At 44.3% G+C, this 12767-nt stretch carries 11 protein-coding genes; 2 read left to right on the top strand and 9 right to left on the bottom strand.

Going from position 1 to position 12767, the window contains the following annotated elements:
* Positions 1 to 114: 114 nt before the first annotated feature.
* From nusB to Q8P86_00230, 5 genes are all read right to left on the bottom strand, one after another.
* Positions 115 to 1038, bottom strand: coding sequence for a transcription antitermination factor NusB (gene nusB, locus Q8P86_00250; GenBank protein MDP3996113.1), 924 nt, complete (start codon positions 1036 to 1038; stop codon positions 115 to 117).
* Positions 1039 to 1152: 114 nt separating this feature from the next.
* Entirely contained in the window at positions 1153 to 1368 is a 216-nt protein-coding gene (gene rpmF, locus Q8P86_00245; GenBank protein ID MDP3996112.1) for a 50S ribosomal protein L32, read from the bottom strand.
* 131 nt (positions 1369 to 1499) lie between these two features.
* Positions 1500 to 2135 (bottom strand): ribonuclease HII, encoded by a 636-nt coding sequence (locus tag Q8P86_00240; protein MDP3996111.1) that lies wholly within the window; start codon positions 2133 to 2135, stop codon positions 1500 to 1502.
* A gap of 69 nt (positions 2136 to 2204) precedes the next feature.
* Positions 2205 to 3122, bottom strand: a complete 918-nt coding sequence (locus Q8P86_00235) for a LamG-like jellyroll fold domain-containing protein (protein ID MDP3996110.1) — start codon at positions 3120 to 3122, stop codon at positions 2205 to 2207.
* A gap of 65 nt (positions 3123 to 3187) precedes the next feature.
* Complete coding sequence (locus tag Q8P86_00230; protein ID MDP3996109.1) at positions 3188 to 3628, bottom strand: DUF4164 family protein; 441 nt, start codon at positions 3626 to 3628, stop codon at positions 3188 to 3190.
* 220 nt (positions 3629 to 3848) lie between these two features.
* Here Q8P86_00230 and dnaE point away from each other — a divergent pair, with 220 nt between their 5' ends.
* Together dnaE and thrS are read left to right on the top strand one after the other, a co-directional pair.
* The gene (gene dnaE, locus Q8P86_00225) at positions 3849 to 7076 is read left to right on the top strand and encodes a DNA polymerase III subunit alpha (GenBank protein MDP3996108.1); all 3228 of its coding nucleotides are present in this window, start codon (positions 3849 to 3851) and stop codon (positions 7074 to 7076) included.
* Between the two features lie 45 nt (positions 7077 to 7121).
* Positions 7122 to 8351, top strand: a complete 1230-nt coding sequence (gene thrS / locus Q8P86_00220; protein ID MDP3996107.1) for a threonine--tRNA ligase — start codon at positions 7122 to 7124, stop codon at positions 8349 to 8351.
* A gap of 25 nt (positions 8352 to 8376) precedes the next feature.
* Here thrS and Q8P86_00215 read toward each other — a convergent pair whose 3' ends face one another.
* From Q8P86_00215 to Q8P86_00200, 4 genes are all read right to left on the bottom strand, one after another.
* Positions 8377 to 10479, bottom strand: coding sequence for a DNA topoisomerase subunit B (locus Q8P86_00215; protein MDP3996106.1), 2103 nt, complete (start codon positions 10477 to 10479; stop codon positions 8377 to 8379).
* Positions 10480 to 10599: 120 nt separating this feature from the next.
* Entirely contained in the window at positions 10600 to 10935 is a 336-nt protein-coding gene (locus tag Q8P86_00210; protein ID MDP3996105.1) for a FaeA/PapI family transcriptional regulator, read from the bottom strand.
* Positions 10936 to 11069: 134 nt separating this feature from the next.
* Positions 11070 to 11885, bottom strand: coding sequence for a phosphoglycerate mutase family protein (locus Q8P86_00205; protein MDP3996104.1), 816 nt, complete (start codon positions 11883 to 11885; stop codon positions 11070 to 11072).
* 420 nt (positions 11886 to 12305) lie between these two features.
* The gene (locus Q8P86_00200; GenBank protein MDP3996103.1) at positions 12306 to 12743 is read right to left on the bottom strand and encodes a GTP pyrophosphokinase; all 438 of its coding nucleotides are present in this window, start codon (positions 12741 to 12743) and stop codon (positions 12306 to 12308) included.
* Positions 12744 to 12767: the final 24 nt, after the last annotated feature.

Genomic DNA, 12767 nt, shown 5'->3' with positions numbered 1-12767 from the left:
CTTTTATACACGACACGAATATACAAATAGAAGATTCGAATGACACGAATAAAATCCAATGGTTGTATTTTATTCGTGTAATTCGTACTTTACATTCGTGTCATTAGTGTCGTGTTACTTTTTTAATAAAAGGTTGATTGCTTTCGTAACTATCGGCAGTATGTCCCCGTAGAAATTAAGTTCCAAAATATCCTGAATTCTAAACCATTGAGCATCGTCAAGTCCGCCGGATGTGCCAAGTGTCAGCGGTTCAAAATCCGCCTCGGCCAGAAAATATATCACTTGCTTTCGTATTTTGCCCTCTTCGGGGTCGGAAGCAACGTATTCGTTCTCGCCAAGACGGTCTTTGAGCGTGGCTCCTATGCCCAGTTCTTCTTTTATTTTTCTTAAAGCGGCCGCCTCTATTTCCTCGCTCTCACGAACTTTTCCCTTGGAAAGAGTCCAGTGTCCGAAAATGTCGTGTACGAGAGCCAAATAAATGTCCTTGTCTTTTTTGCCGTAAACCACCGAACCGACAAGGTGTTTGATGGGCATTTTATCAAAAGGGATGTCTCTGTCCGCTTTTTTGACTCTGCTCGGCCCGTCATCTTTGCCCGGCTCCCCCATTTCTTTGTAAACAGAACCGAGAACTCCGTTTGCAAACTTCCCGCTTCTATCGCCTCCGAATGTTTTAGCGAGCTCAATGGCTTCGTTTATCGCCACTTTGGCCGGAACTTCCCCTTTGTCGGAAAACAACAGCTCGTAAAGCCCGATACGTAAAACATTCCTGTCTACTATGGAGATTTTATCTATGGGCCAGTCCGGAGCGGCTTTTGCTATTATTTCGTCAAGAATCGTCTTTTTTTCAACGATGCCTTTCAAAAGAACTTGAACAAAAGGGGCTCCTCCCATACCGGAGCCGAACTCTTTGATATTGCGCTCAAGTATTTCTATCGGCGACACTTTTGGCAGACCGGTTTTTAAAGAGACGGAACCGTTAAAATCCCACTCAAAGAGTGTTTGTAGAATGATTGATCTTGCAAGGTGCCTGTTAGCCATAAATCTACAATGCGAACCTGCGAATTATCATGCGAATACTACGGAAATCTATAATGCGAACCTGCGAACTATGCGAATACTACGAACAAGAAGAGGGCTTTCGTAGTATTTGCATTATACCTTAGATTTTTGTTTTTCCTTCTTTTTCTTTGCCTTTTTGTCAATTTCGGCTTGTACGTCAATAATCTGTTTACCGCGGTATTTACCGCAATTCAGGCAGACCGCGTGACGTATCTTTGGCATTTTGCAATCGGAACAAAGACCGGTTCTCACCGATTCAAGAGAGTGATGGGAACGTCTGCTCCGGCTCTGTCCCCTCGTATGTCGCATTCTAACTACCATGATTTATACAATATACATTATATGGTTTATAAAGACAAGCCGTTGATTCATGGAACATGTAACACGAAACATATAACATTTTCGATGTGTAAAGAAAAAAATTATTCTTCTCTTGTGTTTTATGTTGCATGTTCCATGTTCCATGCTGTCTTACTCCCTTTCAGAAAACTTCTCCTGTGCAGTTTGCAAAGGCCGTGTTTTCCGATCGCCTCATAATGCGCCCTCGTCCCATAACCTTTATGTTTTTCAAAACCGAAATCGGGAAATTTTTGTGAAAATTTTGTCATGTACCGGTCGCGCGTAACCTTGGCCGCGATGCTTGCCAAAGTTATGATAAATTCTTTTTCGTCTCCTTTTATTATGGTTTTCTGATTGGTGAAATTTCGCGGGGCAAAAAGAGCTCCGTCAAGAAGAACACGGCAACGTTCAGGCGAGGACGGAAGCTTTTTTAGGGCCTTCGCCATGGCTTTTCTCACCGCCCAAGACAGGCCTTTTTTATCTATAATATTTTGGCCGACTAATGAAACATGAAAATCAAGCACGCCTTCTTTTTTTGCCAGGGTCATGCGTTTAAACCACAATTCCCTTAAGGCGCCAGTCAGTTTTTTGGAATCTTTTCCAAAGGGATAATCGGAAAATTTTCGCCCAAGCTTGGCCGAAAACTTGCGGGGTACAAAGCAGATACCGACGGCCACCGGCCCGGCGATCGGACCGCGCCCCGCTTCATCCACTCCGACAAGATGTATATGGTTCATACGGAAAACAAATTTGAATAGCGTTGGTTTTTTCAATCCTAACCGTTTTGATATTTACTTAAACGGCTTTTACTCGTCCACTCCGATACCTTGCGCGATACCTCGCGCGTAATGCTCTCTGATTTCGGCGATACCGACGGCGCTATTTATTACCACAACATCAGTTATGTATCCTCTAAACTTATATGTCCCGGCGGAATTCCATTGGCCGATGTAAAAATCATTAGAACTGGGTGGGACTGCTCCTGAATATTGTGGTGAGGTAGCGTCAATTTTACCATCCAAATATATCTTAATATACCCGGTTTCGTCGTAGGTTAGAGCTACATGATGCCATTGATTTAGAGATACGACAGAATTTCCCTGTAAGGTCTTTTGCGTTCCTCCACCTACGCTTCCAAGATTTGTGAAAAGGCGCCCACTTTCCCTAATACAAAAATAAGGCAGATACTGCCCCATAAACATATTATAGCTTTGGCCAGCCACAACAGTCGGCTTTATCCATGCCATGTACGTAAACCCACCGGGTCCTATGGCCATAGAGGACTTGTACGGAACTCTCACAAAAGAAGACCCGTTGAAAAAGAGCGAGCGCGTCTTGCCTGAATGAGGAACATCCGTGCTCCATGTCGCTCCGGTAATAGTGCCGTTGTTATTATAGCCACTTATATCACCGAGGGAAGTTCCGCTTCCCTCGCTAAAATTATAGGTTCCAACGGCATTCGCGCCGTAGGCGCGGTACAATTGCGAGCCGAACTGAAGTCCCGCCGCGATCCGTGCCTTCTCCCTCGCGCTATTTAATGACGCGAAAACCACAGACGAAAGAAGTCCGATGATGGAGATGACGACGAGGAGTTCAATGAGAGTGAACCCCGTTAGAAAATTGACATCTTTTCCTTTGTGAAAACCGAACCACTGCAAACGACGCGTGTTTTCTTCACGCGATATCTTCTCTTTGTTTTCTAACGGGGTAAATCCTCTTTTCATACGTTTATCCTGTTCCTAAATGTTCCATGTTACAAGTTACATGTTCTATGTTCCAAAACATAAATTCACTTCAAAATCCCAATATCAATGTCAAACCTTTCTTTCAAAGCTTTCTTTATCTGCTTCAACTCCTCTTTCATCAAAATCATCTCCTCTTCCCTATCGGTAAGGCGTTTTAGGAATTTATCCAAAGTGTCAGTGAGCTCCTTATAGGACTCTTCCATCCTATCAAGACGCTGATTCATTTCCCGTGTCGTCATTTCCAAATTATTAAGCCGGCCATCCATCTGATCAAGCCGGCCATCAATATGGTCAAGCCGGCTATCCATATGGTCAAGCCGGCCATCTATCTGATCAAGTCGGCCATCCATGCCATTTATCTGCTTCTGCACGGCAGTAAAGCCCTTATTCACGGCTTTAGCCATGTCATCTATAGTCACGGCTAATTTCTTCACGTCTTTTCCCAGCCCTTCAATTGTTGTTATATTTTTATCCTTCTTTTTCATGATATTTTATATTCTTTATCTCATTTTACCACCCGCAAAAGCAAGCGCAAGGAAAGGACGTAGTGTTGAAAACGCAGAGCAAAAAAGTCCCCTCAAAGCGACCTCTTTTTTTTCATCTGTCATCTATCTTTTGTATTTCTTCTCCCCGATTCTGAATGTTCCCCGTTACACGCTTCACGTTACACGTTTCTTGTTCCCCTCCTTATAGTATACTACACCCATGTCGGAATTTATCCATCTTCACGTCCACAGCCATTATTCCCTTCTTTCCGGCCTTCCGAAAATTCCGGAACTTGTGAAATCGGCCGAAGAAAAAGGCATGAAGGCCCTTGCTCTTACGGATAACGGCAACCTCTACGGCGCCATAGAATTCTACAAAGAATGCAAAAAACACGGAATAAAACCGCTCATAGGCATTGACGGATTTATGGCCGCGAGAACCCGTCACGACAAGCAAGCCGGCATAGACAACCGCCGAACTCGTATTTTGCTCCTTGCAAAAAGTGAAAAAGGATACAAAAATCTTTTGAAACTCGTTACCGAATCGCATCTTGACGGTTTTTATTACAAACCGCGCGTTGACCGAGAACTTTTGGAAAAATACAGCGAAGACATTGTGGCTATTTCTCCATCTTTCAGCTCGGAAATTCTAAACGCTTTAAAAATGGGCGACGCGGAAAAAGCGTCCGAGATTGCTCTTTGGTACAAGAAAACTTTTGGCGAGGGAAACTTTTTTTTGGAAATTACCCACCATCCTGAAATTGAAGGACACGAGGAAGCGATGGAGAAACTGGTTGCTTTTTCAAAATCGTCAAATGTCCCTCTTGTAGCCGCCCACGACGTTTACTATCTGAAACCGGAAGACCGCAAAGCCCGAGAAACATTGACTCTGGTCATGAGCGACAGAGAACTGTCCGAAAGAGGGTCTCTCGGCGCCGACTTCTCCTTTATAGACGGCCCCACGGCGGAAAAATATTTCAAAGACACTCCGGAGGCCATTGTCAGCGCGAATAAAATTGCTGAAATGTGCAATGTTGAGCTTTCTCTCGGCAAATGGCTTTTCCCCGACTTTATCGTAGAGTCGGGACTTTCCCACGACGAAGAACTGAAAAAAATCGTACTTAACGGGATGCATCGAAGAGTGATAAAAGAAACACCTGAAGTCAAAGCGCGTGTTGAATACGAACTTTCCATTATAAAAACCAAGGGTTATGCTCCTTATTTTTTGGTAGTAGGAGATCTTTTAAGAGAAGCGCACGAACGCGGAATTTTGACCACCATCCGAGGTTCGGTGGCCGGTTCCATGGTTACTTATCTTGCCGGTATTACAAACGTAAACCCGTTGGAATATAAAATACCGTTTGAGCGTTTCCTAAATCCGGAGCGCCCTACCGCTCCGGATATAGACATGGATTATGCCGATAACCGCCGTGACGAAATGATAGAGTACGCCCGCCAAAAATACGGCTCGGACAAAGTGGCTCAAATAGGCACATTCGGCACCATGATGGCTCGTGGCAGTGTGCGCGACGTCGCCAGAGCTCTCGGCCACGAATATTCAGTCGGAGACCGTATCGCCAAGCTCATTCCCATGGGCTCGCAAGGTTTCCCCATGACCATAGAAAAAGCCATGGAAATGGTTTCCGAACTCGCGGAAATTTACAAAAAAGAGCCGGTAGCAAAAGAAATAATAGACACGGCAAAAAAAATAGAAGGATGCGCTCGTCATATGGGGGTTCATGCCGCTGGAGTTGTCATTTCTCCCATTCCTCTTACCGAAGTGACCCCTCTTCAGCTTGACCCCAAAGGCGAAGGAAAAGTCATCACCCAGTACGATATGTATTCAATAGACGAAGAAAATGCCGGACTGCTAAAATTTGACTTTCTTGGAATAAAAAACTTGTCTATTCTTGCACAAGCGGTGGAACTGGCTAAACAACACGAAGGCGCGGAAATAGACATAGAAAACGTGCCCATTGATGACAGAAAAACTTTTGAGATTCTTGCCAAGGGAGAGACGGTCGGTCTCTTTCAGCTAAACGGCTCCGGCATGACAAAATTCTTGAAAGACCTGAAGCCGTCGCGAATTCATGATATAAACGCCATGGTCGCTCTTTACCGTCCGGGGCCGATGGAGTCAATTCCGCAATATATAAAATGCAAGCACAATCCGGAACTTGTGAAATATCTGGACCCTCGGCTAAAGGAAATTTTGGAACAGTCATACGGTGTCATCACTTATCAAGATGACGTCCTTATGATTGCCATCAAACTTGCCGGCCTTTCCTGGCTTGAAGCCGACAAACTGCGCAAAGCCATGGGCAAAAAAATTCCAAAGGAAATGGAAGCTCAAAAGAAAAAACTTATTGACGGATTTATAAACTTCGGAAAACTCACTCCGGAAAAATCCGAACGCCTATGGAAACTCATAGAACCGTTCGCCGCCTACGGCTTTAACAAGGCCCATGCCGCAAGCTATGGAAAAGTCGCCTATCAGACGGCATATATGAAGGCCAACTTCCCCGCCATATATATGTCGGCGGTTTTGACGGCCGATTCTGGAGAGGTTGAAAAAATCGGCGAAATCATCGCCGAATGCGACAGGATGGGAATACCGGTGTTGCCACCGGATATCAATGAAAGCTATTCTGATTTCACTGTAGTGAAATCAGAAGATTCAAGATTTAAGATTCAAGATTCAGGAGAAGAAAGCCCTGAACCCTCTGACCGTATTCGCTTTGGACTGACCACAATTAAAAACTTTGGAGAAGGAATCGCAAACACGATTATCAAAGAGCGGGAGGAAAATGGAAAATTCAAGTCGCTCGGCGACTTTCTGTCGCGAATAAACGACCGTAATTTAAATAAAAAATCAATTGAAGCTCTGGTGAAAGCCGGCGCCTTGGATGCTTTTTTTGACCGCGGTGTAATGCTTGGAAACTTGGATAAAATTCTGGCATTCAACAAGGAGAGTTCTAAAAATGACGGAAGTCAAGATTCGCTTTTCGGAGCGCTTTCAGGCGGAGTTCCTGAAGACATTCGTCTTGACGATGTCCCCAAAGCGACGCAGAGTGAGAAATTGGCCTGGGAGAAAGAACTTTTGGGACTTTACATTTCCGGCCATCCGCTTGATAAATACCGCGCCGTTTTGGAAAAAAGAGAAGATAACATCAAGAAAATAAAAGAGGAAGCCAAAGAAGGAATGATGGTGGTTTTGGGCGGGCTTGTGGAAGAATTGAAACCGATAATAACTAAAAAAAACCAAGCAATGGCTTTTATGCGTCTTGCGGACTTTACCGGCGCCATTGAGGTGGTTGTTTTCCCGAAAGTTTTTGCCGAATTTAAAAAATTTTTGGAGCCGGAAAAATGCGTGGCCATAAAGGGCAAGGTCTCAAACAGAAACGACGAAATCAGTATCTTAGCGGAAAAAGTCAAAGAACTGACTTGAGGCCTGTTGATAACAGTCCTTTTTGCTGTTAGTATTACCATATATATGGAAGAGGCAGAAAACACTTTAAAAGACAGGGACCATAAAAAACTCGGAAAAGAACTCGGCCTTTTTTACATTGACGAGGAAGTCGGAAAAGGCCTCCCCATGTGGCTTCCAAAAGGCGCCACTTTGCGACGTATAATAGAGCGTTTTGTAGTTGACGAGGAAATCAAACGGGGATATTCACATGTCTGTACTCCCGATATCGCCAAACTCTCACTTTACGAAAAATCCGGACATTATCCTTATTACAAGGATTCAATGTACGCTCCAATTGAAATTGACGAAGACAAATTTATGCTTCGTCCGATGACATGCCCGCATCATTTTCAGATGTACCTTTCAAAACCCAGAAGCTACCGTGAGCTTCCCATGCGCATAGCCGAGCTCGCCAAACTTTACAGATACGAACAATCTGGAGAACTCATGGGGCTTCAAAGAACAAGGGGTTTTTGCCTCGCTGACGCTCATATCATATGCGCCGATGAAGTTCAGGCGGCTCTTGAAATAGAGAAAGCGCTTGAGCTTATAGAATACATGGCTGGTGTTTTTGGATTGGAAAACGGCAAAAATTACCACTTCCGCCTCTCGCTTAGAAGTAAAGAGAGCAACAGGAATTATTATGACGATGACAGTGGCTGGGATAGAAGTGAAGCACTGCTTAGAGACGTCCTGAATAAAAGGGGTAGCGATTTTGTTGAAGCGAAAAATGAAGCAGCTTTTTACGGACCGAAAATTGATATTCAGATGAAAAACGTGAACGGCAAAGAAGACACCGCTTTTACCGTTCAATACGACTTGTGTATGCCCAAAAGATTCGGTTTAAACTACACCGCCGAAGACGGAAAAGAAAGACAAGCAGTGGTAGTACATCGTTCTTCAATTGGAGCCATAGAAAGAGCCGTCGCCTTTCTTATTGAACACTTCGCCGGCGCCTTCCCTTTTTGGCTCTCGCCCGTGCAGGTAAAAGTCCTGCCGGTATCCGAAAAACAATTTGAATATGCCAAAAAAGTTTTTGACGAGTTGAAATCAGCCGATATACGAGCGGAGCTTGACGATTCAAGCGAAGGACTTGGCAAAAAAGTCCGTGGAGCGAAAGTGGAGAAAGTGCCGTATTGGATCGTAGTCGGTGAAAAAGAATCTTCCGGCCAAACGGTTACTTTAGAGTCGCGTCAGGGAGAAAAAAAGGAAATTTTACTTTCGGAACTTACAGAACATCTGAAAAATATTTAAACTGCTTCTGTTCTGTTTATGTATCTTATATATCCAACGTCGCCTTGGTGGCATTGGTCTGGATAAACGACTTGCGCGCCGGAACATCCGTCCCCATAAGAACGTCAAACACCTTATCGGCCTCTGTGCCGTCTTCTATGCTCACTTGCTTTAGAATTCGCTTTGATGGGTCCATAGTGGTTTCCCAAAGCTCTTCCGGATTCATTTCTCCGAGACCTTTGTACCTTTGCACCTGTATTTTCTGCGTTTTGCCTTTTGAGGCCGGTGCGTCTTCCTCCCCTTCTTGCGTTTCCTCGTTGTCGGTTGCCGGTTGTTGACCGTCATCTCCTTCCGACTCCGCCTCTTCTTTCATTTCAATTCCCTCTTTTTTATAAAACCGATTTTTCTCTTCTTCGGTATAAAAATAATAAGCGTCTTTCCCTCTTTTAATTTTATAAAGAGGTGGCTGGGCAATGTAAATGTATCCACCTTCAATAAGCGGTTTGAAATATCGGTAAAAAAGAGTGAGAAGCAGAGTGCGTATATGTCCTCCGTCCGTATCGGCATCCGTGGCAATTATAATTTTGTGATAGCGAAGTTTTGATACGTCAAAAGTGTCTCCTATTGCCGTGCCTAAAGCTATTACCAAAGCTTTTATCTCGGCAAAGCCCAAAATCCTGTCCAGACGCGCCCTTTCCACGTTTAAGATTTTACCCTTAAGAGGCAATACTGCTTGAGTCCTTCTATCCCTTCCCATTTTTCCGCTACCACCGGCCGAATCTCCCTCCACTATAAAGAGCTCGGACTCCGATGCATTTTTCGTCTCGCAGTCGGCCAGTTTGCCGGGGAGCGTCATTCCTTCAAGCGCCCCTTTGCGAAGGACGCTGTCTTTTGCCGCCTTGGCCGCTTTTCGCGCCTTGAGAGCCAAGAGCGACTTCTGTACCATTGCCTTGGCTTCATCGGGATTTTCTTCCAGAAACTCCGAAAAGGCCTCTCCAAAAACAGTTGCCACCGCGCCTTGGGCCTCCACACTTCCGAGCTTGGCTTTGGTTTGACCTTCAAATTGAATTTCCCGAAGTTTTACGGAAATCACCACGGTCAACCCTTCAAGCACGTCTTCGCCTGTAAAATTTTCTTCGCTTTCTTTTACTATATTGTTTTTGCGGGCATAGGTGTTTAAAGTGCGAGTCAAAGCGGTTTTAAAACCGGTTATATGCGTGCCTCCCTCCGGATTGTAAATATTGTTGGCAAAAGCGAGAATACGGGACGACATGTCATCAACGTACTGCATGGCCACTTCAACCGACTCAACTCCATCGCCGGGTTTTTCAACATAAAAAACTTTTTTGTGAATCGGTTTGAAAAGCTCGTTATAGAATTTGATAAGAGAAACCAATCCGCCTTCAAAATAAAACGACTGTGATGGCATGTCCAATCCAAGCTCGTGAAAATAAAACACGTCGTCTCCGTCTGACCCCTTAGCCCCTTCTCGGGCGTCTATTACGGAAATGTTAAGACCTCTGACCAGATAGGCCTGCTGACGCATATGACCTACTATTCTTTCAAAACTGAATTTGATTTCTTTAAAAATTTCTTCATCCGGTTCAAAAGTTACTATGGTGCCATGAAGCTTTGACGAGCCGATCTTTTTGACCGCCGCCTTTTTCTTGCCCCTTGAATACTCCTGCATGTATATACCGCCATCTCTGTGCACAATCACTCTCATATAAACAGAAAGAGCGTTTACAACAGAGGCGCCTACTCCATGGAGACCTCCGGAGACCTTGTATCCTTCTCCTCCAAATTTACCTCCCGCGTGAAGCGTCGTCATGATCGTCTCCAGAGCGGAAACTTTCGTTTGTTTATGAGTGTCTACGGGGATACCGCGCCCATTGTCTGTTACCCGAATGCGATTGCCCGGCAAAAAAACGATTTCTACATCATTGGCATAGCCACCCATCGCTTCGTCGCGTGAGTTATCAAATATTTCAGTTATAAGGTGATGAAGTCCGTCGGGCCCTGTCGTGCCGATATACATACCCGGGCGTTTCCGTACCGGCTCTAACCCTTCCAAAACCTGAATGTCCTGCGCGCTGTAATGATGCCCTGAGCCATTTTTTGCCGTCTTTTTATCGTCTTTTGTTGCCATATTTGAAATCAAAAAATGCCTTTTATAAGCACTTTTTCACACAGTTATTATACCAAAAAGACGCTTTAAAAGAAAGCTCTATTGGGGATGACTCTGTATCTTAAAACGGCTAAATTAAATTTAGCCGTTTTTTATTGTGTAGAACACGCCACGTCCTCTTTCCCCCACTTGTTCAACCTTTCCCTCCGCCTCCAGCTCGCTTAAGTAGTTGGTTGCTGTCGCGTCCGAAACTCCAAGCAGTTTCTCCACATCATCATTTTGTATTTCCGATTTCTCGGAAAAAAGTCGCATTATCCTTTCTTTCCTATCCTCCTTGCCCGCCGTAGCTTTATGTAAAGGCGCGGCCTTGCCCGCCGAAATTTCGGAAGCAGTGTCGTCTTTCCCATCTGCCCTGCGTAACTTGCCAATCCAAATTCCGAGCGCCACCCCCACGATAAATATTAGTATCTTTTCCATAAGTTTATTTTACAACCCTATCCCCAAAATTTCCACCTCAATTTCAATCAATTCTGATGTCAAACACCCATGCCCGACTCGCCCAAATTATTAGACCACAAAAATCGCCCCAAAAACGTGGTGGCCACGATTTCTTACGCCAAAATCGCCGGGAACATATCAACCGTCTCCAATAAATCTTCATTAGAATATTTCGGCCGATAAATCTTTTTCCAACCCGTGGTCCAAAACGGTTCATTGGATGGTCGGATCCTCCTCATCCAGTCCGCTCTTGATGAAATATGTCCAGTTTCCGGATCCCGTCTGGTGTAATGCAGAATCTCGCAATTATTGACTCTGTGCTCGGTCTTTTTTGAGTGATAGAACTGCTTGAATTTCTGCTGTGACATGCGCTCAATAAGAACACGGAAAGCCCTCATCACTTCTCCATGGCAAACTATTATGACTCGCATATCACTGCATTCGCGATGGAGAGTGAAAAGGACTCTGTCTAGCCTCAAGCAAAGTTCCGCGAAAGATTCTCCGTTCGGCGGTTTCCAAAAGAACGGTTCGGTGTTATACATTCGCAGTGCTTTTCCGTATTTTTCCATACGCTCATTTTCGGGACACTGTTCCAGATCTCCCCAATCTCTCTCGGTAAGGTAAAAATTGCGATACCATATCGCCTCGGGCAACCCCAAAAGAGCGGCAGTTTCCATAGCCCTCGCATATTCGGAAGTTATGAATCGGTCAAAAACCATCCCATTTTCATCTTTGGGAAATTCCTCGGCAAGCCATTTGCCGGCAAGCGCCGCCTGTTTTCGACCCTTTTCAGAAAGCCTAAAACTTCTTGTGTGCCGACCGCTAAGAAGTTCGTAACCGCTGTTATCACCCTTTTCGCTTCGGCGCTTGGCGGCATTACCCTCTGATTGGCCGTGCCTTATCAAAACAAGATCAATTGGAAGAGACATGGTCACATACTACCACAACATCAATTTAATCTACAAAAGTAGAAATTTTATATATGGATTAAACCAAACGCAGTAAACAATTTGAGAAAATAAAAAAAACCGATTGATCGCTTCCGGAGGGGCGGCAGATCCCTCATCGTTCTTACCCGAAGGCAACTTGGCAGCAAGCCTTTCTGCTCTTCGGAAGCGGTCAACAAGTTCTTTAACTAAAATCATAACGAAACCGAGTGAAGAAGTCAAGAAATCTACAAAAGTAGAAATTTTATATATGGATTAAACTCCGTTGTATGAGTAAAAATTTAAGCAGCCACGATTTTCACGATTTTTCAGTTTTTTAAGGATGTTGTTGGGTGGTTAGTGGTGTATGGAATAGGAATGGAAAAGGGTCGAAGCGCAGTTAATTTGAAGATGGTCATAATATTATCCTGCTTCCAAAAAGACCGCAGCTTTTTTATATTTCTCAATACGCCCAAGATCTTTTTCAGAAGGATTTGGTATTCTGTCAATCTGCATATTGTCTCTGAGGTCCAATATCTTTATATGTCGCGCCAACTCATTTGTTCTTACTTTTTCAATAAAATCCTCGTATGTATCTTCACTCCTACGAGTCAGAAGGTTGATCGCTTTGATTATGGAATCAGAAAATCCGGCCGTTCGTAAACCGTCTAGTGTAACATCGCTGTCCTCCACCACATCGTGAAGCAACGCCACGATTTGCTCTTCTTCTGTTTTTGCTTCAACCAAAAGTCGAAGAGGGTGCAGAATGTATGCTTTCCCTGCTTTATCCACTTGTCCTCTATGAGCATCCAATGCTATCTCCAATGCTTTTTCTATCTGTATGTGGTTATGTAATTTCATATACCCTCTAAAATTTAGCGATTT

It is taken from the genome of bacterium, assembly GCA_030699905.1.
Classification (GTDB): Bacteria; Patescibacteriota; Minisyncoccia; order Phycocordibacterales.
This window is presented reverse-complemented; position numbering and strand designations above follow the sequence as displayed.

Coding starts and splice junctions, on each gene's coding strand:
- Q8P86_00215 (MDP3996106.1), bottom strand. CDS start 10,479: ATGGCAACAAAAGACGATAAAAAGACGGCAAAAAATGGCTCAGGGCAT.
- Q8P86_00200 (MDP3996103.1), bottom strand. CDS start 12,743: ATGAAATTACATAACCACATACAGATAGAAAAAGCATTGGAGATAGCA.
- Q8P86_00230 (MDP3996109.1), bottom strand. CDS start 3,628: ATGAAAAAGAAGGATAAAAATATAACAACAATTGAAGGGCTGGGAAAA.
- Q8P86_00210 (MDP3996105.1), bottom strand. CDS start 10,935: ATGGAAAAGATACTAATATTTATCGTGGGGGTGGCGCTCGGAATTTGG.
- rpmF (MDP3996112.1), bottom strand. CDS start 1,368: ATGCGACATACGAGGGGACAGAGCCGGAGCAGACGTTCCCATCACTCT.
- nusB (MDP3996113.1), bottom strand. CDS start 1,038: ATGGCTAACAGGCACCTTGCAAGATCAATCATTCTACAAACACTCTTT.
- dnaE (MDP3996108.1), top strand. CDS start 3,849: ATGTCGGAATTTATCCATCTTCACGTCCACAGCCATTATTCCCTTCTT.
- thrS (MDP3996107.1), top strand. CDS start 7,122: ATGGAAGAGGCAGAAAACACTTTAAAAGACAGGGACCATAAAAAACTC.
- Q8P86_00205 (MDP3996104.1), bottom strand. CDS start 11,885: ATGTCTCTTCCAATTGATCTTGTTTTGATAAGGCACGGCCAATCAGAG.
- Q8P86_00235 (MDP3996110.1), bottom strand. CDS start 3,122: ATGAAAAGAGGATTTACCCCGTTAGAAAACAAAGAGAAGATATCGCGT.
- Q8P86_00240 (MDP3996111.1), bottom strand. CDS start 2,135: ATGAACCATATACATCTTGTCGGAGTGGATGAAGCGGGGCGCGGTCCG.